The sequence below is a fragment of the Pseudoduganella sp. GW821-FHT11H04 genome, assembly GCF_058807935.1.
On the sequence record NZ_JBXARE010000002.1, the window covers coordinates 123225 to 149446 of the forward strand.

The following is a 26222-nucleotide window of genomic DNA, read 5'->3' on the forward strand; positions in this document are numbered from 1 at the left end:
CAAAAAAATTCCTCACTGATTGCCGGGGGCCCAGCAAACGGTGAGGAATAAGGAAAACTCCCGTCGCGTCTTCTTTTGGAGCGCGGCGGGAGTCAGTCGGAACGGTTAGAACATGTAGCGCAGCGAGACGCGGTAGCTGCGGCCTGGCTCAAACCAGGCGCGGCCCATATTGCCGATGTGCTGTTGCTGCGTTTGACGGATCACGACGTCGGTCAGGTTGGTGGCCGAGAAGCTGGCCGACCAACGGTCGGTCATCTTGTAGTCGAGACCAAAGTCGAGCTGGCCCATGGCTTCCTGCCAGGTTGGCAGGCCCCAGCCCACATCGTGCATGTTTGGACGGGCTGGATCGGCGCTGGTCGCGTCGGTACCTTGGGTTCCGTTGACAGTCACGCCCTGCAGGAAGCGTCCGCGCCAGCTGTATGCCAGGCGCATCGACAGCGGACCGCGATCGTACAGGAGCGCCACGTTGTAGGCGTTCCTGGACAGGTACATGATCGGCAGGTCGGTGAATGGCAGGCCGTTGGTGTCGCAGCCATACACGTTCAAGGAGCTGTTGTTGAACGAACCCGATGCAGGGCAGTATTTCAGGTCGAACGGATGGTCGAGGGTCTGCTTGCTCTTGATATAGGTGTAGTTGGCCGAAATACCAAAGCCCTTGGCCCACTCCGGCAGCAGGTTCTGCAGGCCCGGCACGTGGTCGAAATATGTCTGGCCGGCGATTTCCGCACCGCTGATCTTGCCGCTGGCGGCGTTGTTCGGCGCGGTGACAAGGAAGCTCTGGTCGTTGCCGGCCAGGTCTTTGTAGCTGCGGGCGAAGGCCGACGGCAGGATGATGTCCTTCACCTTTTTGTGGAACAGGCCGAACGTCAGCGAGGAGCCGTTGCCCGGATACCATTCGAGCGACAGGTCATAGCTGTTGGCGGTAATCGGCTTCAGCTTGACGTTGCCGTCGTCGGTGCCGCTGTAGACGATGTTCGTCACGTTGTGCGTGTTGGGGTCGGTGATGACGTCCTGCTTCAGCTGGATGTACTCGCGCAGGTCACCGAAGCCTGGACGGTACATCGACTTTGCGAAGGCAAGGCGCGCCTGCAGCTTGTCGGTCAGGTCTGCCTTCAGGTTAAGGCTAGGCAGGTAGTTGGTGTATTTGTGTTCGGCATCAATCGGCTCGTCGATGGGACCGAACTGCGGCACTTCCGGGACCGGATTGGTGCCGTAATTCGGCTTGAAGATAGTGTAGCCATGGGCGATGGTTCGGGTGCGGACCGCGCGCAGGCCGGCATTGCCTTCCACCGGGAAGCGCCAGTCGTCGAAGGCGAAGCGGGTCGATACGAAGGCAGCCTGGGTGCGTTCCTTCTGGCGGGCAGTGTTGGCTGGGTCGCCGTCGTACGTCAGCGGCTTCCAGCCGTTACCCTCAGTAGAACAGTCTTTGGTGCCGCCATACAGCTGATTGCCGTCCTGGCATTCCATCTGCAAAATCTGCGTGGATTGCTGGTAAGCGCCCGGGTAATCCTTGGTGAATGCCATGGATGGCATGACCAAGGACGGCGGCAGGGTGGTTTTGCCGTTGAAGAAATTGTTGAAGCTGTACAGGCTGGTCGGTACCAGGGCAGCATAGCGCGGATCGCTCAAGTAGCCGAAGCTGCCGCGGGGCTGCCAGCTCGCCATGTCGGTGGAACTTGGCAGGCGGCCCGGAATACTGGTGGTCTTCACATTCCATGGCTCGGCCACGCTGAACCAGCCGCTGCCACCGGCGTTGATGCGCGTTGCCGAGCGGTCGGTCAGGCGCACGCCGAAGTTCATGTCGCGCATGATCGGATGGTCGAAACGCACCTTGGCATCGAGCTTCCACGCGTACAGGTCGCCGGACGCCTTGCTCAGGCTCGGCATGAAGTGGTCCAGGTAGTAGTTGCCTGAATTTGACAGGAAGTCGCGCGCCGTCTGGTCAAAGCTGATGTCGGGCGGGTTGCCTTTGGTCGAGATGTTCATGCTCGGCACATAGGTGTCAAGCGCCATATTGCTCGAGAAGTTCTTGTTGGTCGAATGCACCCACTGCAGGTCGTTCTGGACCGTCCAGTGATCGTTGACCTTCCACTTGGTATTCCAGGCGATTTCGCGCGTCTGCGAGCGGCGGTCTGCGAAACCGGTGTTGGAATTGAAACTCAGGCCGCCAGCGGCGAAGTTGTTTGCACCTCGGCCGCCGATCGGATAGGTGTAGGTGGCCGATTCCAATACGCCGTTGGCGTCGAATACCGGATTAATGAGCTTTGACTTGTATGCGTCCTCCACGCCGGTGTACAGCGCATACTCCTCGCTCTTCTCCTTGTAGCCGGAATGGAAATAGGTCAGCGCGGTTTCGAGCTTGTCGTTCTTCCATTGCAGTGCACCGTAGACGCCGGCACGGGTAGTTTCGCCGGTGTTGCTGCGCCAAGACGCCGATTTCGGCGTCCAGAAAATCTTGCCTTTTTCGATATCGTCGCGTGGATAAAAGGCGTCCATCTGCACCGTGTCGTTGTGGGTGTTGGTGCGGTTGAATGACAGGTCAATCAGCGCGCCGAACTGGCCGGCGCTAGTATCCCAACGCTTTGAGTACAGCGCGGAGGCGCCTGGCGATTTCTGGCTGCCCAACTGGTTGTAGTTGCCGTTTGCCGAGAAGGCGAACTTCTCGTTCTTGTAGTCGAACGGCAGTGCGGTGCGCAGGTCCACCTGGCCGCTCACGCCACCCTCGATCAGGTTGGCCGGCGGGTTCTTGTGCACGATAACGGCGGACATCAGTTCCGGCGGCACGTCGCCCCAGCTCAGCTCACGGCCAGGCCAGCCGGCCGAGAAGGACTCGCGGCCATTCAGGGTGGAAGAGCCCCAGGTCAGGCCGCGGATCGCAATGCCGGAGCCTTCCACGGAAAAGTGCTCAGGGTCGCCGCGCGAGCGATTGCGGTCGATGGTCACGCCGACGACGCGCTGCAGCACTTCTGTGATCGATTTGTCGGGCAGCTTGCCGGCTTCCTCGGCCACCACGGCGTCGACGATTTCGTCGGCGTATTGTTTGAGTTTGGAAGCCGACTGCATTGCCGCGCGCTGGCCGCTGACGATGATCGTCGGCGTGGCGTTGCCGGTGGCCTGGTCGGCGCTCTGCGCTTGCGCTACACCGCCGACAACCAGGACTGCTTGTGCGACCGCAATAGACAGCGCGGTTCTTTTGATATGTCTCCGCATCACTTCATACTCCCTTTATAAAAATTGCTCGATAGCCCTGTTACTGCACGGTGATAGCGCCGTTCAGGGTGATCTCGGTCGGATAGGTTGGGCTGGCGGCCGTGGAGCTCTGTACCGAGGTGTTGGTTTGGCCTGCGTCGAACGAAATCATCACGATCGGATAAGTAGCCAGTTCGGTGGCTGCATTCAGGGTCATGCCGCAGCTTTCGCCGATCGCGGTGAAGTCGGCCAATTGCAGCTCGTACTTTTGCACGGCGGCGCTCTTTGGCTTAAGGACAGTATTCAGGCTGACGTTGCAGGCCTTGTTGTTTTTCAAGGCGAAGTGGCCCAGGGTCAGCGTGACCTTCACGTCATGGCCGTTGTCGATGCCTGCCCATTCGGCGTTTTGGCCCAGATTGAACTTGAGCGTGGTCTGCTTGTCGACCTGGACGCCGCCAGTCGTGTTGCCCGTGGTACTGATGCTGCCGACGCCTGCAGTCACGATGCTGAAACCGGCATAGCCGCCGATCCAGCCGTCGTTGTTCGGGTGTGCTGGATCCTTGGTCTGGATCAGGTAATGGAAGCTGAAGGTGCTGCCGTCGGCGCTGGCCGTGGCGGCGCACCAGTTGGCGTCGCTGCACCACCAGCCGTCGATATTGCTGCCTGCCCAGGTGGAGATCGTGCCGCCTTCCAGCGTGCCGTTCTTCGAAGCGTAGCCGGACAGCAGGGGCAGTACCGGCGGTGGTGCGTCGCCCACGGTGAACCCGACCATTTGCGGCTTGGCGGCATCATAATTGGTGTCGCCGTCCTGGCTGGCGGTCAGGCCGCACTGGCCCTTGGATACCAGCGTCAGTGTGTTGCCGCTGACGGTGCAGACAGCTGGAGTGGTGGATGCGTAACTGACCTGCAGGCCGGAGTTGGCGGTTGCAGCCAGCGGTGCCGGCTGCGAGTTGATGGCCTGGAAGCCAGGCGATTCGAAGGTGATCAACTGCGCTTTCTTCAGAACTTTGAACAGCTGCTGGGAGCTGGCCGACGCATAGACGGAGTCGCCAGCCTGGCTTGCCGTGATCGAGCATTCGCCCGGTTTGACCGGTACCAGGTTTCCGTCTTTGACTGTGCAGAAGTCCGGGGTATTCGACGTGAAGGAGACAGCCAGACCCGACGACGCGGTTGCGACCAGCGGCGCCGCTGGCGTGGCCAGGAAGCGCGGGCCCGGGTAGCCAAAATCGACCGACTGGAATTTGCTGCCGGTCGCAGTGCTGACGCCTTCACCACCACCGCCTCCACCGCCACCGCCGCAGGCGCTCAGCAACGTGATACAGGCCAGCCCGGCCGTTGAAGCTTGGAATTTCATCGCATGTCTCCTCATGATTCGTCTCTCACAGATTTATTTGAACTGACTTCATACTTCGTAATAGCTAGCTACATGGTGCAATTCTCTGCGTGCACCATCAATTACAAAAAACATCAATACAACAGACAATATTCGTCAGGGGGCTGCCGCATCAGCGGCGCACGTTGAGCGATCCGCTGCGTACGGCGTCAATTTGCGACTCGTTGGCGAGGTTGAAATCGCCGGCGATCGAATGCTTGGCCACCGCAGCGGCAAGCCCGAACTCAAGAGTCTTGTCGTCGCTCCATCCGCGCAGCAGGCCATGCAAGACGCCTGCGGCAAAGGCATCGCCCGTGCCGATGCGGTCGACAATGCCGTGCAGTTCGTATTCGCGCGCCCCTACCGAACCGGTGCGCGTATGCAGTGTTGCCGCCAGGTTGTGGCGATCGTTGGCGAGCTGGGAGCGGCTTGTCGCGGCGACGATGGACAATTGCGGGAAGGCTGCAAACGCGGCCTCCATGGCTTCGGCGCGGCTACGCCGGGCCAGGTCCGGGCGCCGCAGAAGCAGGGCGAAATCGCGCTGGTCGGCAAACACCAGGTCGGCGTACCGCATCACTTCGGCCAGCACGTCGGCGCCGTCGCAGCCGCGCTGGGCCCATAGCGATGCGCGATAGTTGCCGTCAAAGGAAACCTTCACGCCCAGCTCGCGCGCTGCGCGCACGGCAGCCAGGGTCGCTTGCGCACCGCGTTCGCCGGTGGCGGGCGATACGCCGGATACATGCAGCCAGCTTGCGCCTTCGAGCAAGGCTGGCCAGCGATAAATATCAAGTGCCGTCTCGGTGAAGACCGATCCAGCGCGATCGTAAATGATTTCGGATGGGCGCATCACTGCGCCAGGCGTCAGGAAATAGAGCCCGATGCGCCCTGGTGCAAAGTGAATGGCGTGTGTGTCGACGCCGTGCGCCCGCAAACCGTCGCGTACTGACTCGCCTAGGGCGTTGGCGGGCAGGCTGCTGGCCAATGACACGCGGTGACCCAGGCGCGCCAATGAGACGGCGACATTGGCTTCGGCGCCGCCGATGCAGATATCGAGGCACGGCGATTGCAGCATCACCTGGCCGGCCGGCGCGGACATGCGGAGCAGGAGTTCTCCGAAACAGACGACGTTATTTTTCATACACGTATCTTGCAAACCCCATCGGCGCAGCGCAATGCTGAAATTGGCCAATGCCGACAATGAAATCCACCATTTCCATGGTGCCTGCTGAAAATAGTGTGTGTGCTTGGTGAATATTGGAATTGCCGCGCGATTGTGCGGCCCGCAGAATCGGCCGAAAACCCTGCCAAGCGAGTTCTTTTTCACCTTTCCTGGAGTGCGTCCGATGCTAGACAGATTTGCGCCCATCGCCATCGCCAGCGTGTTGGCTGCGGCCCTTGCGCTGCCAGCGCAGGAAAGCCGTGCCGCCGAGAATCCTGAACGGCCGGGCAATGTGCAGCCCAAACCCATCACCCTCGCCCCCGACGACGTGCGCGCCTTCCCGGCACCTCCTGCCGGCTTTGATCATGCGCGGGCCGGCGTCGCGCAGGGAAGCATGGTGGAGTTCAGCTACGACTCGGCGGTCACCGGCACCCGGCGCAAGGCCAGTGTTTACCTGCCGGCGGGGTATTCCGCGCAGCGCCGCTATCCCGTTCTTTACCTGTTGCATGGCATCGCCGGCAACCACGACGAATGGCGCGGCTATGTGCGCGCCGGAGCAGTTCTCGATAACGTGATCGGCGCCGGCAAGGCGGTTCCGATGATTGTCGTCATGCCCAACGGCCGGGCCTTACCGGACGACCGGCCGCCACCTTCCGAACGCATTTTCACACCCGAACATATCGCCGGCTTTGCAAACTTCGAACGCGACCTGCTGGAGTCCTTGATCCCTGCCGTCGAACGCGCCTATGCGGCCTCGCCGGAGCGCGGACAGCGCGCGATCGCCGGCCTGTCGATGGGCGGCGGCCAGGCGCTGAACTATGGACTGGGCCACCTGGAGACATTTGCCTGGGTGGCCGGATTTTCCGCCGCGCCCAATACCCGTGCCGCCGCCAGCCTCTTGCCGGAAACCGGTGAGCGGGGCCGCCCGCGGCTGCTCTACCTTTCCTGCGGAAGTCAAGACGGCTTGATCGGCGTTTCGCAGGACTTCCACCGCAGCCTGCGCGAGCACCATGTGCCCCATGTTTGGAATGTCGATGGATATGGACATGACCGCGAAAGCTGGGTGGAGAACCTGTACCAGTTTTCTCAATTGATTTTCCGCGAGCCGACGGCCAGTATTGATAACCAATGAAGAGTGAGCCGGTGCACCGGCGCTGGGTACCGCTCGCCCACTTGGAAAACGGCCAAGGCTTTGTGCCTTGGCCGTTCTTTTCTACGGCTAAAGATTCACCTGCCGTCTTCTTCGATGATGGCGAGGTCCCATGGACCCAGTGTGAGCTGATCCGCGTTGGCGACGCGTTTTCCGGTCAAAAGATTGGCCCCGGTTTTGCGCGCATAGTTGAAGCTCACTTCTTCGCCTGAATAATTGAAGTAATAGTGGATCGCCCGCTTGAAGCCGTTGGTGCCGCTGCGGGTCTTCACGCTTGGCGGAAGCTGCTGGTCAGGCCCGGTCAGTCCCACCTCCTGCAGTGCCGATTGCAACACGGCTTTCTGCAATTTATCCGACAGATAGGTCCCCTCATAAATGACCTTGCCCGCACCAAAGTTGTTGGCGGTGATGGCCGGCCAGCGGCCGAAGAAGTGATGATCATAATAAGCCAGCGCCTTGGCGGTGTCGAGCTGCAGGAATTCGGCCCAATACTGCACCTTGTTGTCGGAGCCGGCCTGGAACGGGTCGCCTTTCAATGTCAGAGGCTGCGCCAGGTTGGAGAATTCCTGGTAATGGAAACCAAGAGCTTCACGCAACGGCCCGGGCGCCATGGTCGGGCGCACAAAGGTGTTTTCGTCGGTGAAACCGCTCTTGAACGTCATGACGACACGGCCGCCTTTGCTGATGTATTCCGTGATGCGTCGCAGCAGGGCATCATCCGCCACGTAAAGCGAAGGCACGACCAGCATTTTGTAGGACGAGAAGTCCTGCGTATCAGTAAAGACGAAATCGGTGCCGACATTCAGCTCGTACAACTGGCGGTGGATCTGCCGTACCAGCGAGCCGTAGTCGGCACTGCTGCCGCTGCCTCCCCACTGCGACTGCTTCGCGAACGGCATATCGTTGATGGCGTTCAGCGAGTCGCGGCTCCACAGGATGGCGACATCGTTGCGGACCTTCAGGTTGACCAGCTTGCGGCCGATGTCCTTCAGCTCGCGGCCAGTGCGGCTCATTTCGGCATAGGCGCGGTTAGGCTCCATATCGTGCGACAGTACGCCTTTCCAGTAAGTCTCCTGATTGGCATGGATCGACGACCAGTGCCAGTATTCGACCATATTCGCGCCATTCGCGAGATGGGTGTACACATCTTCGCGGAACTGCCCGTCGTAAGGAGGGTACTGGAAGGACGAACTCCAGTCGGTGGATTGCGCATTGGTCTCGGTCACCAGGAAATTGCCGCGCTTGAGCGAGCGTGTGAAGTCGCCTTGCAGCGCCTGGTCGGCGCCGTTGTAGTACTCGCGCTGGCCCCAGTGATAAATATTCACGGCCGGGACGTCGAGCGAACGCGCCACGGCTTCCTCATTGACGTCGTTGTGCAAGGATCCCGCGAAGTCGTGGGTGACGAACTGGCGCGGCGAACCGTTTTCACGGATCAGCTTCGCTTGCCAATCGAGAAACTCGGTCACGCGCATCTGGCTCCAGCGCGACCATTCGAGTTTGTAGCCGGTGCTCTGCGCCCCGTCGGGGCGGGGCAGGTCGGCCCAGCTGTGCAAGTCCTGGCCCCAATAATTCAGCAGCCATGCCTTGCTCAGGTTTTCCGGCGTGCCGAATTTCTTCTCCAGATAGTGCTGGAAGCGTACGAAGACGTCCTCGTTGGCCGCGCCATAGCTGCCGGTTTCGTTATCGACCTGCCAGCCGATCACATTCGGATTGTCCTTGTAGCGTGCGGCGATCTTGCGGATCAGGCGCTCGGCATAGAAACGGTAAGCGGCGGAATCGGTGTTCATGTTCTGCCGCATGCCGTAGGTGTTCTGCTGGCCGTTAAACTTGCGCGCCAGGATTTCGGGGTTCTGTTTGGCCATCCAGGCCGGAATGGAATAGGTCGGCGTGCCCATGATGACCTTGATACCAGCCTTGCCCATGGCATCGATCACGCGGTCCATCCAGGCATATTCGAAGCGGCCATCTTCCGGCTCCCACAAGCTCCAGGTGGATTCGCCGAGGCGCACAACGTTGAAGCCTGCGGCCTTCATCATCTGAACGTCTTTTTCCAGGCGCTCGGACGGCATGTATTCATGGTAATACGCCGCGCCGTACAGGATGGTGGGGAATTCGGGGATGGCGCTGGCTGGTGCCTGCGCGGCTGCCGGCGCCAAGGTTCCCGCAGCCAGCACGCACGACAGCGCGGAAGAAAGGACGGTACGTCTCAACATGATGATTTTCCATGAAATTTTCGCCAGCTTATTCTGCGGACGCGCGGCGCCGAATTGCAATTATAAAAATCATCGAGGCGGCTAATTATTTACGCTGACCTTATTCGAACTGTATCCTCGTAATGTAATAAGGCTTGTAAGCAGCAACGTCGGCCTGCAGTAACAGGCCTTCAATGTTACGGTCTTCCGCTGACAGGTCTTTGAGGGGCACTTCGACGATGGTCCAGGTCTTGGCCTTCGGCTCGATGACATAGCTGCTGTCGAGCATTTTGCCGTCTGCCATCACCTTGATCGTCAGCCGTTGTCCTCCTTCGGCGCCGCCGTTGATATGGAAAGTCAGCTTGCTGAAATTCGATGTCGAGAAGGCGTCATGATGCAAGGACAGGGCGGACCAGGCTTCGCCCTGGACTTTCAGCGGTTTGTCGTTGCCGGCAATGGAGGGTGTTTCCACCTTGGCCCAGCTCCAGTTTTGCCAGCCGCTCTTGAATTCATTGTCATAGACAGGGAATGTTGTGGCTTGCGCGGATGCTGCCAGTGCCGGTATGGCGGCGGCCAGAAAAGTGACTACCCTGGCGCTGTAGTGAGAAATCTGCATGATGTTGACCCTCGCTGGGATGGGAATTTCATTTTGCGAAACGTCGGGCTCAGTCGCAATTGCGAAATCCGCCAATCCATTGAACGAAATTCGGGATTTGCGCCTGTTGAATATCGTTCGCGTGCTTGGCGAATTTTGTAATTGCCCGGCGCCCTGGCTGCCTGCAGAATCGGAGGATGAAAAGATCCATCAGTCTGTTTGCGGCCCTCGTCCTGGCGGCCGTGGGAGCTGGCGCACAGGCAGCCGGCGATACCGAAACTGTTCTCTTTGCCGGCAAGCCGGCGCCGTCATGGAGCGCTACGATCGGCGCGCACGAGGCGCCGCCGTCAGGAGCGGTCGGGATACGGATCGACGAAGTGTCGGGGAAGCAGGGCGCCCTGACAATGCAATGGAAGGACTCCTGGTTCAGCGCGCTGCGCTTTGAAGGCGGCACGCCGCTGGACTTGCGCCCTTACTTGGCGGGCGGTACGCTGGAATTCGATATCAATGTGCTTGACCTGGACAAGGGGGGCATTTATTTCACCATGCGCTGCGGGACGGAGTGCTACCGCAAGCTCTCATATGTAATGCCGGGCAAGGCCCTGCAGGGGAAGGGCTGGCAGCACCTGTCCTTCGCGATGACCTGTTTCGCGCGCCACGATGATGATTTCAGCAAGGTTGCGTTGCCGTTTTCGCTGGAAGCCAACGGCAGCGGCCAGGTGGCGCTGGCCGCCATCAAGTTCGTCAAGGAAGGCAAGCCTAACGCAAGCTGCCCGGATTACCGCACCGAATCGGTGACACCGGATACGCTGAACCATTCCTGGGCCCTGGGCTCGTGGCTGCCTCGTCACGAGAAAAAGCTTGAGGAAAACCGCAAGGTCCTCGCCTCGGGCAAGAACCCGAAGCTGGTGTTTATCGGCGACTCCATAACCGAGGGCTGGGAGAAATCCGGTCAGCCGGTGTGGCAACGCTATTACGCGAAGTACAACGCGGTGGACTTGGGTTTCGGCGGCGACCATACCGAGAATGTGCTGTGGCGCTTGCGGCACGGCGAGGTGGACGGCCTCGCGCCGAAAGTTGCGGTGCTGATGATTGGCACCAACAATACCGGCGACCGCAATGATGATCCGAAGGCGACTGCTGCCGGCGTCAAGGCAATTATCGATGAATTGCACACCCGCCTGCCGAAGACCAAGCTGCTGCTGCTCGCAGTTTTCCCACGCGAAGAGCAGCCGACCGGCTTCCTGCGCCGCCTGAATGAACGCGTGAACGCGATCATCGCGGGCTATGCCGATGGCCGGCATGTCTTCTTCGCCAATATCAATTCCGCGTTGCTTAACGCCGATGGCACGCTGTCGCGCGACATCATGCCGGATCTTTTGCACCCGCAGGAAAAAGGTTACGAAATCTGGGCCCGCAGCATGGATCCGATCCTGCAAAAACTGTTATCGGAGTGAAGATGATCAAAGCTGTACGAACTGGCCTGCTGCTGGCAGCCTTCGTCGCCCCGGCGGCATGGGCCGGCAGCTGCGCCCTCAATGCCGCGCCGCGCGCAGTGGAATACCCATGGATGTCGATCGAGCGCTGGCATCAGATGTATGCCGACCAGGTGGCGCGTGCGGGGCAGGGCGATATCGACGTGATGTTCGTCGGCGACTCGCTCACCGAAATGTGGCCGGCGCCGCTCTGGGACAGCAATTTTGGCCGCCTGAAGCCCGCCAACTTCGGCATAGGCGGCGACCATACCGGCAACGTGCTGTGGCGCCTGCAAAATCCAGCGATCGCCGCTTTGAAGCCGAAACTGGTCGTGCTGATGATCGGCGTGAACAACATCAACCTTTGCCATGAAGGGCCGGAAGAGGTGTTCGCCGGCATCCAGGCCGTGTTAACGACGCTGCGGCAGAACTATCCTGCGGCGCGCATCCTGCTCAATGCCGTGCTACCGGAAGGTGCCCCGGACTCGGAAGAACGGCGCCGTATTATCGCGCTCAACCAACAGGTACGGACGTTGGGCGATGGGAAGACGGTTTTCTTCCATGACTATGGAGTGCGCTTCATGGGTGAGGGCGGTGTGCTGTCGAGGGAGTTGCAGCCCGATCTGCTGCATTTCTCGGAGAAGGGTTATCGCGTCCTGGCGGCGGCGCTTCGCCCCGATATCGAGAACTTGCTGAAATAGCCTGCGAAATTTCATATTTCGCCTTGGCGTTTTTTGCAATTGCAGCATGAAGTCGCAGATCTCACAATGCTTCTCATAACGGACGAATAATATGAGACCAGTGTTGACCAATATCTTGCTAGCCATGGCGCTTTTTGCGGCGCCGCTTGCGCAAGCCCAGAACAGCGGTTCGGGCGGCGGAGCGGTGCACGTTGGCACCATGCGCAACATGACCAGCATGCAGCTCTCTTCGCAGATGGCGCCAGGCTGGAACCTGGGCAATGCACTGGAAGCGACTGGCGCAGAAACTGCCTGGGGCAACCCGAAAGCGTCGCAAGCCTTGTTCAATGCCGTCAAGGCGGCAGGCTTCAAGAGCGTCCGTATTCCAGTGTCCTGGAAGCCGTATGCCGACGCCAACGACAATATCAGCCCACAGTGGATGGAGCGCGTCACCGAGGTGGTGAACTACGCCCACAACGCGGGTCTTGTCGCAATGATCAACGTGCATTGGGACGGCGGCTGGATGCAGCCGACATACGCCCATCAGGCGGCGGCCAATGCCAGGCTGGCCAGGTTCTGGACCCAGATCGCCAACAACTTCAGGAGCCACGACGATACCTTGCTGTTCGCCGGCACCAACGAAGTGATGGTCGACGGGAACTACAATCCGCCGACATCGGAGTTTTGCGAAGTCCAGAAAACTTTCAACCAGACCTTCGTCTCCGCAGTGCGCGCTACGGGCGGCAATAACGCCAAGCGTCACCTGGTGGTGCAGTCTTACAATACCGGCATCGACAATGCCGTCAGCTGCAACGCCACCATGCCAAGCGACCCGGCAGCGGATCGGCTGATGATGGAAGTGCATTATTACGACCCATACGATTTCACGCTGGATGAAAACAGCACCGTGTGGAAATGGGGCCGGGCAGCGAATCCTTCCGGCTCGGCCAATGAATCGTACACGGATGCCCAATTTCAGAAGATGAAGACGGCCTTTATCGACAAGGGCGTTCCGGTGTTGCTGGGCGAATTCGGCGCCGTCGTGCGCAAGGAATACGATGCGGCCGGCACACATCGCAAGTACTGGGACCAGTACGTCGCACATGCCGCCTTTACACGCGGCATAGTGCCCATGTACTGGGATAACGGCTACACCGGCAACCATCAAATGGGCCTGTTCAACCGCGTGACCGGCGTTCAGGCCTATCCGGACGTCATCAGCGCGATTGTCGGTGCGGCAAAATGAAAAGCCATTACCACGTCCTCGATGGCCTGCGCGGCACGGCTGCATTCAGCGTATTCGCTTTTCATTTCCTGGAAATGCTGTTGCCAAGCCTGGAGCAGAATCCATTGCGCCATACGCACTTGGCAGTGGATTTCTTCTTCGCGCTGTCCGGTTTCGTGCTGGGCCATGCCTACGATGGACGCGGCCTGGCTCCGGGGGCGTTCTTTATGCGGCGCCTGGTCCGTCTGCATCCGATGGTCGTGGCTGCGATGGTCGTCGGGATCCTCGGCTACCTGCTTGACCCCAATGTGGGCGATGCGCAGCGCGTCGGCGCAGCCATTTCTCCGGGAATGCTGCTGCTGACGTTCGGCTTGAGCCTATTGCTGTTGCCGACGCCAACCCTGCCCAACTACTTTGGCGAGACGCACCCGGTGAACGGTCCTTCGTGGACGCTGTTCGAGGAATATATCGCCAATGTGCTGTTTGGCCTGTTTGCGCCACGGCTGGGCCGCCGCATGCATATCGCCCTTTGCGTGCTCAGCGCCCTGGTCTTGCTGTGGACTGCGCACAAGTTCGGCAACCTTGGCTATGGGTGGGGCTGGGACCATTACTGGGTTGCTCCGGTGCGCCTGGCCTGCCCGTTCCTGCTGGGGCTCCTGGTGTACCGGATGAAGCTGCGGATTTCGCTGCCGGCGCCGTTTATCGTCCTGTCCCTGGCGCTGCTCGCAGTCTTCGCCGCGCCGATGTTTGGCGCCGCCAACTGGCTGTATGAAGCGGCTTGCGTGATCGTGGTATTCCCGCTGCTGTTGATGGCCGGCGCCGGGTCCGTGCAGCCAGTGGACACGATGGGCGCGGTCACCCAGCTGGTGGGCGAGCTGTCCTATCCGGTTTATATCGTGCATTACCCGTTTATTTATCTGTTCGCCCATTGGAACTGGAGCACCCATCCATCCAGGCCGGTGCTGGCGGCAGCAGTCGTTGCTTTGTATTGTGGCGTGACAATGTTTGCGCTCGCCTTGTCGCGCTGGTACGACCGGCCGGTGCGAGCATGGCTGACCCGTGTTTTACTGGAGCGCCAGGCTGGCCAAGGCCAGCTCAGCGTCCAGCTACCGTTGTTGTAACCCTGTAGTCTCCTCTACCCAATCCGGTAGTTTTCGGGGCGGCTGCGGCCGCCCCTTTTTTCGAGGAACCCATGAAATTGAAGAAAACGATCAGTCTCCTGTCCGCCGCGGTAGCAATATGCTGCGGTACTGCGCTGGCCGCGCCGGAAGGCAAACCGTGGATGAATACCCAGCTGGGCGCCGCGCAGCGCGCCGACCTGGCTGTCAAGGAAATGACGCTGGACGAAAAACTGAAGCTGGTCTTCGGCTATTTCGGCATGGACCAGGAAGCCAAGAAATTCAAGCGCCCAGCGGAATCGTACAACCAGTCGGCGGGCTTCATTTACGGCGTGCCGCGCCTGGGCATTCCAAACCTGTGGGAGACCGATGCCGGCGTCGGCGTAGCAAGCCAGGGCGGCCCGAATGTGCGGGCTGCAACCGCGCTGCCCTCCGGTCTGGCGACTACCGCTACCTGGAATATGCAGACCGCTTACGAGGGTGGGGCCATGATCGGCGCCGAGGCGCGCGGCTACGGCTTCAACGTGCTGCTGGCAGGCGGCGTGAACCTGATGCGCGACCCGCGCAATGGCCGCAATTTCGAGTACGGCGGCGAAGACCCGCTGTTGGCCGGCAAAATGGTCGGCGCCCAGATCAAGGGCATCCAGTCGCAGCACGTGGTCTCCACGCTGAAGCACTATGCGCTGAACGACCAGGAAACCGGCCGCACTACCCTCAACGTGAAGATCGACGATAAGTCCGCACGCATGTCCGACCTGCTGGCTTTGCAGATCGCCAAGGAAGAGGGCAATCCTGGCGCCGTCATGTGTTCATACAACCAGGTCAATGGCGTGTATGCCTGCGAAAACCCTTACCTGCTGACCGAGGTTCTGAAGAAGGACTGGGGCTTCAAGGGCTGGGTGATGTCCGACTGGGGCGCCACCCACAGCACGATTCCGGCCGCGAATGCGGGCCTGGACCAGCAATCCGGCGTGCCGTTCGACCTCTCCGACTATTTCGGCGCGCCGCTGAAGGAAGCCGTGATGAACGGCTGGGTGCCGCAATCGCGGGTCGACGATATGGCGCGCCGCGTGCTGCATGCGATGTTTGAGAATGGCGTGGTGGACCATCCGGTGGCATCGGAGCCGGGCAAGATCGACTTCAAGGCCCATGCGGCCGTGACTCTTAAGGATGCGCAGGAAAGCATCGTGCTGCTGAAGAACAGCGCTTCCATCCTGCCGCTGGACAAATCCGCGAAGCGCATCGCCGTGATCGGCGGCTATGCCGACAAGGGCGTGCTGGCGGGAGGCGGTTCCTCGCTCGTGTACCCGCACGGCGGCAATGCCGTACCGGGCCTGGAGCCAAAGATCTGGCCTGGTCCGATCATGTATTACCCTTCGTCGCCAATGAAGGCAATCCAGCAGCGCCTGCCGTCGTCGCAGGTGTCCTTCAGCGACGGCACGGACATGGCTGCCGCGGCAAAGCTGGCACAGGAAAGCGACGTGGTAGTGGTGTTCGCAACCCAATGGGTCGGCGAGGCGCTGGACGCTGCCAACCTTTCCTTGCCGGGCAAGCAGGATGAGCTGATTGCAGCGGTCGTTGCAGCGAACCCGAAAACCGTGGTGGTGCTGGAAACCGGTGGTCCGGTGACCATGCCCTGGCTGCCGAAGGTTCCGGCGGTGCTGGAAGCGTGGTATCCGGGTACCAGCGGCGGCGAGGCGATTGCCAGCGTGCTGGTGGGCGAAGTCAATCCTTCCGGCCACCTGCCTGCCACGTTCCCGGCCTCGGAATCGCAATTGCCGCGTCCAGCGATGGATGGCTACCCTGAAGTGGCCGACAAACGCTTTGATGTCACCTACCACGAAGGCGCGGCAGTTGGCTACAAGTGGTTCGACCTGAAGGGACTGAAACCGTTGTTCCCGTTCGGCCACGGCTTGTCCTACACCGACTTCACCTTCTCCGGCCTGTCGGCTGGCGTGAAGAATGGCGCGTTGCAGGCGTCGTTCACCGTGAAGAACGTTGGCAAACTGTCCGGCAAAGAAGTGGCCCAGGTTTACGTATCGCCGCTCACTGCCAAGTGGGAAGCGCCAAAACGCCTGGCCGCTTTCCAGAAAGTGGACCTGGCGCCTGGCGCCGATGCCCGCGCAACAGTGACGGTCGATCCGCGCCAGCTGGCCATGTACGATTCGGCCAGCAAGACCTGGAAGGTCGCCAAGGGTGATTACAAAGTCACCCTGGCTGCCGATGCCGCCGGCGGCAAGGCCGTCAGCACCGTGGTGCACCTGGAGGCTGCGACGTATGACGTGAACGGCAAGCCCCTGCGCCATCCGCGTTGAGACGGAGGTGGGGGCGCACGCCCCCATTCACTGGTTGAACTGTTATGATGCAAATGGCTATCCCGACAAAAGGGAACGCCTGGAGACAGTTCAACCAATACGACAATAATGCAAGAGTTCTTTAAGAAGGCGCTGCTGGCGCTGATCGGCCTTGTGATTGCCGACGCATTGCTGGCCTTTTTCCTCATCTACCAGAGTTTCCTTTCGGTCCCGTTGCAGGTGTCGGACAAGGCCGGGGTGGGGTGGCAGTACAAGACTAATTCGGATCTGGAAATGGGCGGTACCTCCACCGTGCGCATTGCCCAGCGGCCGCGCGACCAGTTGCGCTTCGACTTCAAGTTAACCAGCGCCGGGAAATACCCGTTTGTTTCCGCTGGCATGGCGTTGTACGACGCCAAAGGCCGTCCGGCCCTGGTGGACTGGTCGAAGTACAGCGACATCAGCTTCCTGGCCAAGTGCTCGCCAGCCACTTCCATGGTGTTCGGTATCTCCACGTTTGACGAAAAAATCACCAAAGTTGGCGAGTATCTGACGTACCGCTCTCCCGGCACTTATTTTTCTTGCAACCAGCACGGAGTGCCGGTTTCGCTGGACCTGACGCGCCTGACCATCCCCGATTGGTGGTTTTACTCCGTCAAGCTGGACCTGTCGCACCAAGGTTATGATTTGAATAAGGTGGCGAAATTCGTGTTCGGCACCAGCTACCAGACCCGCCTCAACGTCGATTCTTATGTCGAGATCACCGAGCTCACGCTGCATGGCCGCGACTACCGATATATCGCGGCGCTGGTCGTTCTGCTGTTGGCCAGCTGGGCGGGGTTCGCCTGGTGGTTCTTCCGCGCCCATGCCCGCGCGTTGACGGTCAGCCTGAATTCGAGAATGAGGAAAGACTTGCCGCTGGTCGCTTATCGGCAATTAACGCTGGAGCCTTATAAAGACAAGGAAAAGGCGACGGTGTTGAAATTTATTGCGACGAATTATACGAATACTGAACTCGACCTTGAAGGCGTGGTTGCCGCAACGGGAACAAACCGAAATAAAGTCAACGAAGTCCTGAAGTCAGAGTTGGGGATGACTTTTACCAGCTACCTGAACAAATTGCGCCTGTCCGAAGCGGCCCGCTTATTAACTGAAAATAACGCTGCAGCCATTGCGGAAATCGCCTATTCTGTAGGTTATTCAAATATTTCCTATTTCAATAAGTTGTTCAAGGAAGAATACGGCTGCACGCCAAAGTCCTTCCGCTCCCTCGCCATCCAGCCGGTACAGGCCGACGCCATGTGCCCGGCCGGGGCCGAACAAGGCTGATTTTCTTGCACTCCCTGCAGGACTAATCGCAATTTCTGCACATTGATAGTATTACTTCCCGGGGCGTTACTACCCCTGGGCTTCCTCCGCCTATGCTTGGACCGTGGCTTAGCTTCCGCTATCCACGCCCATCTAGCGAAGACCGGAGAGCGCGCAAGCGCCACTCCGGCATCACGGAGACAGCATGAAAAATATATTGATCGCCATTAATGCCGGCGGCTTGGGTATTACCCACTCTGAACTCTGCTGGACCATTAAAGGTCCAGTAGTGGCTTTCTGATTTTTATCTGAAACCTGTTTTCTGAGTGGCGAATATGAATACCTCCAAAGCACACCGTATTGCCCTGCTTTTTAACGCAAATAAAAGTTTCGATCGCGAGATTATTGCCGGAATTGCGGCTTATCTCGGCAGCACCCGAGTGGCATGGGATTTATTCCTGGAAGAGGATTTTCGCCTGCGTTTGGCGGGAATTGAACATTGGCAGGGCGACGGCATTATTGCCGACTTCGACGACCCGGCCGTGGCTGCGGCCCTGTCACGCTGCCGCGTGCCCGTGGTGGCGGTAGGCGGTTCGTATTCCAATGAAGAGGAATACCCGAGTGGCGTACCTTACGTCGCGACGGACAATTTCAAGCTGATCAAGCTCGCCCGCGACCACCTGATCGACGTCGGCCTGCAACGCTTTGCCATGTTCAGCCTGCCCAAGGCCAAGGAAAACCGCTGGGCACAAGAGCGTGAAATCGCTTTCCGCAGCCTGATGGCGGCTGACCAGATGGATGCTGAAATCTTCCGCGGCTGCGAAACCAGCGCTTTGGCGTGGGACGAGTCGGTGGAAGGGCAGATCGCCTGGCTGCGCAGCTTGCCGAAACCGGTCGGCGTTATCGCCGTAACGGACGCCCGTGCGCGGCAGCTGCTGCAAGCCTGCGTTATTGCCGGCATTGCGGTGCCGGAGCAGGTCGCCATCATCGGCATCGACAACGACCCGCTGGTGCGCATGCTGACCAGGATTCCTCTCAGCTCCGTGATCCAGGGCGCCCAGGAGATGGGCCGCACGGCGGCGCACTTGCTGGACCAGATGCTGCATGGGGTGCGCCTGGCGAATACCCGCATCCAGATGCCGCCGGCGGGGATCAACGTGTTTGCTTCAAGCCAGCACCAGCCGGTGCGGCATCCGCATGTGGCGCGCGCCAAGCATTTCATCCGCCAATACGCCTGCCAGGGCATCAAGACGCACCAGGTGGCCGAATACGTGGGTGTATCGCGTTCCTCGCTGGAGGCGTACTTCCGGCAGGAGCTGGGATGCAGCGTGCATGACGTGATCCTGCAATTCAAGCTTGATGCCGCCAAGGCGGGCTTGGAGTGCGGCGAGCGCAGCATCGCCGACGTGGCGCTGGGATGCGGCTTCACTTCGACCCAGTACATGCACCTGGTCTTCAAGAGGGAACTGGGCTGCACGCCGCGCGCCTACCGCGACAAGGCGATGGCGGAAGTCGGATAATTCAGTCAGCCGCGAACAAAAAGCCGCACAGTCAATGTGCGGCTTTTTTATTTGCGCTCCCGCAGTCAGCGGCTTTCGCCGGTTATCAGTTTCGTCCGCGCGATGGTCCAAAAGAAAAGGGGCTGACCCTTTCGGGCCAGCCCCTGGCTTCAGTGCTAACGGATCTCTTACCAGAGCGTGCCGTAAATCGTCGCCAGCGCCACGCCGATGATCGCGGAACCAGCCATAAACGCGCCATCCACGCGGAACAGCGAAGTATCCACATGCAGGTGCTTGACCACGCCATTGCGCTTGGCTTCAGCCAGTTTGCTGATCAGGACCATGCCCGCAACGACGAACCAGAACACGATGAACATGCGGTCCAGGAATGGAATCTCCGCAACACCGGACGCAGCCACCTTGGCAAAGCCGATCGGCACCAGGAAGGACAGATCCATCATGGTCGGCAGGAACTTCAGCACGATCGAGCCAGCCAGGCCGCCAACGGTGGCGAACATAGCGGCGCCGGCAGTGGTTTTCTTCCAGAAGAAGCCCATCAGGAACATGGCCAGGATGCCAGGCGAAACGAAGCCGGTGTATTCCTGGATGTACGCGAAGCCGCCTTTCTTGTCGATGCCCAGCATAGGCGCAATCAGCACGGCCAGCGCCATGGCGACGACCACGGTCACGCGGCCGATCCATACCATGCGCGCCTCGGTGGCCTGCTTGTTGAAGGTCTTGTTGTAGATGTCCAGCGTGAAGATGGTAGCGATGCTGTTTGCCTTGCCGGCCAGCGAAGCCACCACGGCTGCGGTCAGCGCCGCGAAGGCCACGCCTTTCAGGCCGGCTGGCAGCAGGTTAAGCAGGACAGGATAGGCGCGGTCCGGATTCAGCTCGCCGCCCTGGCGCATGGCGTCGCCCAGTGCACCGGATTTGTCCAGCGCATAGGCGGCGATACCGGGCAGCACCACGATCACGGGCATCAGCAGCTTGAGGAAAGCGGCGAACAGCAGGCCTTTGCGGGCGGTCGGGAGGTCGGCGCCGAGGGCGCGCTGGGTAATGTACTGGTTGCAGCCCCAGTAGTTCAGGTTGACGATCCACATGCCGCCCAGCAGGACCGACAGGCCCGGCAGGTCCATGTAATTCGGGTCTTCACGTTTCAGCACCATGTCGAAGTGACCGCGCGCCACGCCGAACAGTTCGGACAGGCCGTCCAGCGCACCGTGTTTACCGGCCAGGCCGGCCACCAGGTCGAGCGCCAGCCAAGTGGTTACCAGGCCGCCGACCACCAGGCAGGCTACCTGCACCACGTCGGTGTAGCCGATCACTTTCATGCCGCCCAGGGTGATAATGGCAGCGAAAATCGCCAGGAACAGCATGCATGGCAGCAGGGCGATGCCGGACAGGCTGGAAATCGCCAGCGCGCCCAGGTAAAGGATGGAGGTCAGGTTGACCACCACGTACAGGCCAAGCCAGAACAGGGCCATGGTGGTCGCCACAGCCTTGCCATAGCGCTGTTCGAGGAACTGCGGCATGGTGTAGATGCGGTTTTTCAGGTAGACCGGCATGAAGAACACGGCCACAATCACCAGGGTGGCTGCCGCCATCAGCTCATACACGGCAATCGCCATGCCGATCTTGTAGCCGGAGCCGCTCATGCCGATGAACTGTTCGGCCGAAATATTGGACGCAATCAGGGAGGCGCCGATGGCCCACCAGGTCAGCGAGCCTTCCGCCAGGAAGTAGTCGTGCGAAGCCTGGCCGGAGCTGTTCTGCTTGCGCCGGTAAATCCAGATGCCGTAACTGGCGACGGCGATGAAGTAAATCAGGAAGACAATCAAGTCTAGGGATGAAAAGGTACTCATGCGGTGCTCACGTTTGGGGGTTGTCTCGGGGCTGGCAAGCGATTGCTGAAGCCGGTGCCCTGTTATATTGAAGCTGTCTGCGCTCGCATTATTGCCCAATACCGGGCGTAGAAAAGCCCTTTGCGTAGCAGTTCGCCAGAATCGTTCCAAGCGTTGGTGATTTTAGTAATTGAATCGCCGTGCCACGGATAGCAGAATGGCATGGTGCCAATACCGTGTGCACAGGAAGCTGATCTTTTAATGATGACAAAACCCTTTTCCGGCACCGCATCCGAGGCGGACGAACACCGCATGTTCACTCTCAGGAACGCCAGCGACATGATGGTGACGATCAGCGAGAGCGGCGCCGCCTTGTGTTCCTGGCGGGCGCCGGACCGATATGGCCGTATGGCGGACGTGCTGCTGGTACCCTCGCGCCCCGCTCGCCCGGCACTTTGGCAAGGACGCTACGATGGCAGCGAGGTGACCCTGCTGCAAATGGGAGACGGCGGCTCAGTCGCGCAGCAGGCTCGCTACCGCCTGGACGACGAAGGCTGCCTGACCGTGGACCATGAAGTGATGGCGATGGCGCCGACGCCCCTAGACGTGACCCTGAATCCCTGTTTCAACCTGAATGGCGGCATCGCCGAGGTGGGCGACCACATGGTGCAGATCGATGCCGACTACTACGTCGAAGTGGACGCTGAAGGTGCGCCGGTCGGCATCGCGGCGGTAGGCGGTACGGCTTTCGACTTCCGCCAGCCGGCGCCCATCGGCGCGCGCCTGCGCTGGCCCGATAGCCAGGTGCATATGACGGGCGGCTTCGATCACTGCTTCTTCGTCCGCAATCATTTTTCAGGCGGGCAGGGGGCATTGCGGGAGGTGGCGCGTGTGTATGAACCTGCCTCGGGGCGATCCCTGCAGATCCACACTACCGAGAGCGGCGTACAATTCCGAGCCGGCCATAAGGGAGGCTTCTGGCTGGAAGCCAAGGCGCATCCCGCGCTGACCAATGCAGCCTGGCCGCAGATCATCGTCCTGCCTGGGCAGGTGTACCGGCAAACCACCGTTTATCGGCTCTCCCTGCTGATGTAGCAGGGGGAGGGCCTGACGCGGCGGGTCAGGCCCCCGTCGTTGCTGGATTAGGCTGGCTTCAAGCCGCGGTAGGCAAACTGCCGCGCCCTGACCTGGCCGTTGCCGGCGCTGTAGATGCCGACTTTCAGGCTCAGGAAGCCGCCAAACACATTGTGGTGGAAGCCGGACACCTCCATCTGCCACGGATGCTTGATCCACTTTACGCCATCGAAGGAGTAGTGGAAGGTGACGATGTTGCCCCGGTTGGCCAGCTTGATATGGACAGTGCTCGCCTGTACTTTCTGCCGCATCCAGCTTTGCTCTTCGCTGCAGTGGTAGGTGAACATCTGCGTCGGGCTGAAGCCGATGCCGCAGTAGCCGCGCTGGCTGTAATACAGCAACAGGCCGCCTTGCGCGCCTTCCGAGATATCGAGCACCACCGAGGCTTCGTAATCGCGGTCGCCCACGATGCAGGTCAACGGGGAGCAGTCTGATGGCGAGTTGCCTTTGCCTTTGATAAGCAACGCCTTGTCTTCGTAGCGGGCGCGCGACATTTCGCCGGGCGCCGGGTCGAAGAAGCTCCACTGGATGCCGAACCTGTTCGAGGAAAAGTCGTCGGACAGGGGCTGGCCGGACGGCGAAGCAACGCCGCCTTTGGGTTTGGGCAGGGCTTTCGATAAGGTGCCGCCGCGCGCGCGGAACCAGCCGTCGCTGGTCCACTCGATCGGTTCGAGCAGGGCCTGGCGGCCGAGCGTACGGAAGCTGTTTTCGTAGGCGTGGTACACCATCCACCAGTCGCCGCCTGGCCCCTCGATGACGGTGGCGTGGCCGCGCGACCACCACGGTTCGTCCGCACTGCGGGTGCGGATGATGGGGTTGGCGGGGCAGTCCTGCCATGGCCCGTGGATAGAGCGCGAACGCGCCACGGTCACCATATGGCTGGTTGGCGGGCCGGAGGTGCCGCCAACGGCAGTCACCAGGTAGAACCATTCGCCGCGCCGGAACAGCTTGGGGCCTTCGGGGGCGAACATCTCCACCACCCATTCTTCCGGGTAGCGCCATGGATTGTAGACGTGCTCCAGCTGGCCAACGGTGGACAAGCCGTCGTCGGACAGTCCGATGCGGCGCACGCCATTGAAGAACAGGTAGCGCTTGCCATCCTCGCCGACAGCGTGGCCGGGATCGATGCAGCCTTTCAGCTTGAGGTCGACCGGGTCGCTCCACGGTCCGCGAATATTGTCGGCATGGATGACGAAGATGTCATCGCCGGCCGGGATGTAGATGAAGTAGCGCCCGTTGTGCTTGACCAGGTCCATCGCCCACACGGAGCCGATCGGCTTGGTCAGTGCTGCGCAGATAGGCGCCCAGTTGACCAGGTCGCGCGAATGCCAGATCACCGCGCCCGGATAGGACAGGAAGGACGAAAACGTCATGTAGTAATCGTCGCCGTCCTTCAGGATGGTCGGATCGGGGTGGTCGCCGGGGACGATTGGATTCAGGTAGGTACCGTTGCCCAGGTCCGCCTTGCGCTGGCCTTCGACGCCGTGAGCTGGACGGGGCGCATGCGGGGTGCAAGCAGTAGCCGGCGCGGCGCCGGCCACCAGCGGCGCAGCTACGGCGCCCGCACCGGCCAGGGCCAGTTTGAGCAAGCCGCGCCGCTGGGCTGGATCGATTTCTGGTGCAGCCTTCTTCATTTGCCTGCCACTTTGACGATCGAAGGAGCCTTGCGCGACAGCTCGCTGTCGCCGTTCACGGTCAGCTTGCCTGCGGCATCATTCCATTGCAGCTTGACTTGGGTGCCCTTGCTCTTTTCGTAGTCGTACGACACGCCGTCGTCGTCGTACAGCGCGAACTCGCCATCCTTGCCCGGATAGACCTTGATTTCGGCGATGGCCTGTTTGGTCGCGGTGGACTGGATGTCGGCGCCCAGCGGCACGATGGAGCCGGCACGCACGAAGACCGGGATCTGGTCGATCGGCGCCGCGACACGCACCCAGCGGCCGCCGGACTGCTTCTCATTGGTCCAGAAGTTGTACCAGTCGCTGCCAGCCGGCAGGTAGACATCCTTTTCGGTCTGCCCCTGTTCGGTCACGGGTGCGACCAGGAAGGCCGGGCCGAACATGTACTGGGTGCCGATATTGGCCACCTTTGGATCGTTCGGGAAGTCCATCCACAGTGGGCGCATGAACGGCGCTCCGCTGTCATACGTGGACTTGGCCTGGCTGTAGATGTAAGGGATCAGCTGGTAGCGCAGGCGGTCATAGCGCGCCATGATGTTTTCCGCTTGCTGCCCGAATTCCCAGATTTCCGCATGTTTGCGGTCGCCGTGCAGGCGCAGCGTCGGCAAGAAGGTGCCGTACTGGAACCAGCGGGTGAGCAGTTCAGGATAGTCGCGGTTCTGGCCGATGGTCGCCTCGGCGCCGCTCGGGTCCACCAGCGGCGCCTTGGTGGCGTTGGTGGATTGAGGCAGCCATTGCCAGCCGCCGATATCGTTGCCCCAGTAAGCGATGCCGGAAGTGGTCATGTTCAGGCCCGTCGGGATTTGGCGCGCCAGCGCTTCCCACGATGGATTGATGTCCGAGGACCAGAACAAGGCGCCGGTGCGCTGCGAACCGAGGTAGGCGGCGCGCGACAGGATCAGGGCGCGCTTGTTCGGCTTCCAGGCGCGCATGCCTTGCTGTACGCCTTCCACATGCACAAGCGGGAATACGTTGTGATAGCGGTCGCCGGAACCGATCGAGTAGAAGTAGCCATCCGGTACCAGGTCCGGTTCAGTTTCGTCCAGCCACGGATAGTCGAAGCCCTGCGACAGGATGTTGTCGCGCATGTGCTCCCAGAACCATTGGCGCGCTGCCGGGTTGGTGGAATCGATCAGGGCGCCGGCGCGGTCGGAGCGGGACGGCAGGCCGTCGACGGTCTTGCCGTCCTTGTCTTTCAGGAAGAAGCCCTTGGTTTCCAGTTCATTGAAGTAGCGGCCGGAGGTTTCAAAGCGCGGCCAGACCGAGATGATCGACTGCATGCCCAGGTCGTGCAGCTCCTTGTTCATGGCGGCAGGCGCGGGGAATTGCGCCGGGTCGATGTCGAGCTGGCCCATGCGGGTCCAGTAGAACCAGTCGACCACCATTACATCCAGCGGATACTTCTTCTGGCGGTAGGTGTTTGCCACGCGCAGGATTTCCTGCTGGCTCTCGTAGCGCGCCTTGGATTGGATCAGGCCAAAAGCAGCCTTGGGCGGGATCGGCGTCTTGCCGGTGACGCGGGCGTAGCCGGAGTAGATCTCCTCCGGGGTGTTGCCGGTAATGACGAAGAAGCTGACGCGCTCACCGACGGTGGACGAGAAGGCGGTGCGGCCGTTGATCGCGCCGGTGAAGCGGGTGGCGGAAGGATTGTCCCATACGATGCCATAGCCCTTGGACGACACCATGAACGGCACGCAGACAGTTTCGCCGCCAGGCGCGTCGTACCAGTGCTTGCAGTCGAGGATACGGCCGCGCAGGTCCAGCGGGCCGGTCGATTCCTGGTTCTGGCCCATGCCGTAGTAATGCTCGTCGGCCGGCGCGCTGAAGCTGGCGCTGGCCTGGTAGGTCTTTTCACCGGCGACGGTCTGGGGCGCCAGGTCCCAGCCTGTCATGTCGAGTACCAGTTCGCCCTTGGCATTGCGCACCTGCAGTGCGACCGGCGCCAATTGCGGCGCGAAGTATTTTTCCATCTGAGTCGGCACCCGCGGCACCGGTGCGGGGGCGACGCGCAGATTCATGGCCGACGATGCGAAGGTGTCGCCGTCTTTGCCGCTATTGTGGCGGAAGGCCGTGTTGTCCGCGTTCTTCGGCAGGATGCCGAAGCCAGGGCCCTTCAGCGCCTCGGCCTTTTCGGCGGCGATCGTAATATGGACCACGTTCGGGCCGTAGGCTTCGACCGAAACCCAGGCGCCGTTGCGGTCAAGGGTGGTGATCGGTGCGGCCAGCGCCGATGCCGAGGCACCCAGCGCCAACATGGAAATCGCGGTGGCCAATGCCTTGCGCTTGCAATGCAACTTCATGACATCTCC

17 protein-coding genes are annotated in these 26222 nt (G+C 60.7%); 9 read left to right on the top strand and 8 right to left on the bottom strand.

The annotated features are described in order from the left end of the window. Positions 1-105: 105 nt before the first annotated feature. The 3 genes from AC1RTP_RS04405 to AC1RTP_RS04415 all read right to left on the bottom strand — a co-directional run bounded on the left by AC1RTP_RS04405 (position 106) and on the right by AC1RTP_RS04415 (position 5699). Positions 106-3210 (bottom strand): TonB-dependent receptor, encoded by a 3105-nt coding sequence (locus AC1RTP_RS04405; protein WP_498605077.1) that lies wholly within the window; start codon positions 3208-3210, stop codon positions 106-108. A gap of 40 nt (positions 3211-3250) precedes the next feature. Continuing rightward, positions 3251-4543 (bottom strand): hypothetical protein, encoded by a 1293-nt coding sequence (locus AC1RTP_RS04410; protein ID WP_498605079.1) that lies wholly within the window; start codon positions 4541-4543, stop codon positions 3251-3253. Positions 4544-4694: 151 nt separating this feature from the next. Then, positions 4695-5699, bottom strand: a complete 1005-nt coding sequence (locus AC1RTP_RS04415; RefSeq protein WP_498605081.1) for a sugar kinase — start codon at positions 5697-5699, stop codon at positions 4695-4697. 205 nt (positions 5700-5904) lie between these two features. Here AC1RTP_RS04415 and AC1RTP_RS04420 point away from each other — a divergent pair, with 205 nt between their 5' ends. Next, positions 5905-6852 carry an alpha/beta hydrolase gene (locus AC1RTP_RS04420; protein ID WP_498605082.1) on the top strand — a complete coding sequence of 316 codons (948 nt, stop codon included), beginning with the start codon at positions 5905-5907 and terminating at the stop codon, positions 6850-6852. 95 nt (positions 6853-6947) lie between these two features. Here the strand turns inward: AC1RTP_RS04420 and AC1RTP_RS04425 are convergent, their stop codons facing one another. Both AC1RTP_RS04425 and AC1RTP_RS04430 read right to left on the bottom strand, forming a co-directional pair. Next, positions 6948-9083 (bottom strand): beta-galactosidase, encoded by a 2136-nt coding sequence (locus tag AC1RTP_RS04425; protein WP_498605084.1) that lies wholly within the window; start codon positions 9081-9083, stop codon positions 6948-6950. 100 nt (positions 9084-9183) lie between these two features. Next, positions 9184-9678, bottom strand: coding sequence for a hypothetical protein (locus AC1RTP_RS04430; RefSeq protein WP_498605085.1), 495 nt, complete (start codon positions 9676-9678; stop codon positions 9184-9186). Between the two features lie 176 nt (positions 9679-9854). Between AC1RTP_RS04430 and AC1RTP_RS04435 the strand changes: the two genes are divergently transcribed. From AC1RTP_RS04435 to AC1RTP_RS04465, 7 genes are all read left to right on the top strand, one after another. Then, positions 9855-11114 carry a GDSL-type esterase/lipase family protein gene (locus AC1RTP_RS04435; protein ID WP_498605087.1) on the top strand — a complete coding sequence of 420 codons (1260 nt, stop codon included), beginning with the start codon at positions 9855-9857 and terminating at the stop codon, positions 11112-11114. A 2-nt stretch (positions 11115-11116) separates the two neighbouring features. Further along, positions 11117-11833 (top strand): GDSL-type esterase/lipase family protein, encoded by a 717-nt coding sequence (locus AC1RTP_RS04440; protein WP_498605089.1) that lies wholly within the window; start codon positions 11117-11119, stop codon positions 11831-11833. Positions 11834-11933: 100 nt separating this feature from the next. Then, the gene (locus AC1RTP_RS04445) at positions 11934-13058 is read left to right on the top strand and encodes a glycoside hydrolase family 5 protein (protein WP_498605827.1); all 1125 of its coding nucleotides are present in this window, start codon (positions 11934-11936) and stop codon (positions 13056-13058) included. Next, positions 13055-14158 (top strand): acyltransferase family protein, encoded by a 1104-nt coding sequence (locus AC1RTP_RS04450; RefSeq protein WP_498605090.1) that lies wholly within the window; start codon positions 13055-13057, stop codon positions 14156-14158. The genes AC1RTP_RS04445 and AC1RTP_RS04450 overlap by 4 nt, the downstream gene beginning before the upstream one ends. 71 nt (positions 14159-14229) lie before the next feature. Further along, positions 14230-16470 (top strand): glycoside hydrolase family 3 C-terminal domain-containing protein, encoded by a 2241-nt coding sequence (locus AC1RTP_RS04455; RefSeq protein ID WP_498605092.1) that lies wholly within the window; start codon positions 14230-14232, stop codon positions 16468-16470. A 153-nt stretch (positions 16471-16623) separates the two neighbouring features. Continuing rightward, positions 16624-17778 (top strand): helix-turn-helix domain-containing protein, encoded by a 1155-nt coding sequence (locus tag AC1RTP_RS04460; RefSeq protein ID WP_498605094.1) that lies wholly within the window; start codon positions 16624-16626, stop codon positions 17776-17778. 314 nt (positions 17779-18092) lie between these two features. After that, entirely contained in the window at positions 18093-19277 is a 1185-nt protein-coding gene (locus AC1RTP_RS04465; protein ID WP_498605096.1) for a XylR family transcriptional regulator, read from the top strand. 167 nt (positions 19278-19444) lie between these two features. On the opposite strand, the gene AC1RTP_RS04470 is transcribed toward AC1RTP_RS04465, so the two are convergent. Continuing rightward, the gene (locus AC1RTP_RS04470; RefSeq protein ID WP_498605098.1) at positions 19445-21121 is read right to left on the bottom strand and encodes a sodium:solute symporter family transporter; all 1677 of its coding nucleotides are present in this window, start codon (positions 21119-21121) and stop codon (positions 19445-19447) included. Positions 21122-21361: 240 nt separating this feature from the next. On the opposite strand from AC1RTP_RS04470, the gene AC1RTP_RS04475 reads away from it, so the two are divergent. Further along, positions 21362-22195, top strand: coding sequence for an aldose epimerase family protein (locus AC1RTP_RS04475; RefSeq protein WP_498605099.1), 834 nt, complete (start codon positions 21362-21364; stop codon positions 22193-22195). Positions 22196-22242: 47 nt separating this feature from the next. Here the strand turns inward: AC1RTP_RS04475 and AC1RTP_RS04480 are convergent, their stop codons facing one another. Together AC1RTP_RS04480 and AC1RTP_RS04485 are read right to left on the bottom strand one after the other, a co-directional pair. Beyond that, the gene (locus tag AC1RTP_RS04480) at positions 22243-23868 is read right to left on the bottom strand and encodes a family 43 glycosylhydrolase (protein WP_498605100.1); all 1626 of its coding nucleotides are present in this window, start codon (positions 23866-23868) and stop codon (positions 22243-22245) included. Next, positions 23865-26213: a glycoside hydrolase family 31 protein gene (locus AC1RTP_RS04485; RefSeq protein ID WP_498605101.1), complete on the bottom strand. Its 2349-nt coding sequence runs from the start codon at positions 26211-26213 to the stop codon at positions 23865-23867. The genes AC1RTP_RS04480 and AC1RTP_RS04485 overlap by 4 nt, the downstream gene beginning before the upstream one ends. Positions 26214-26222 lie beyond the last annotated feature (9 nt).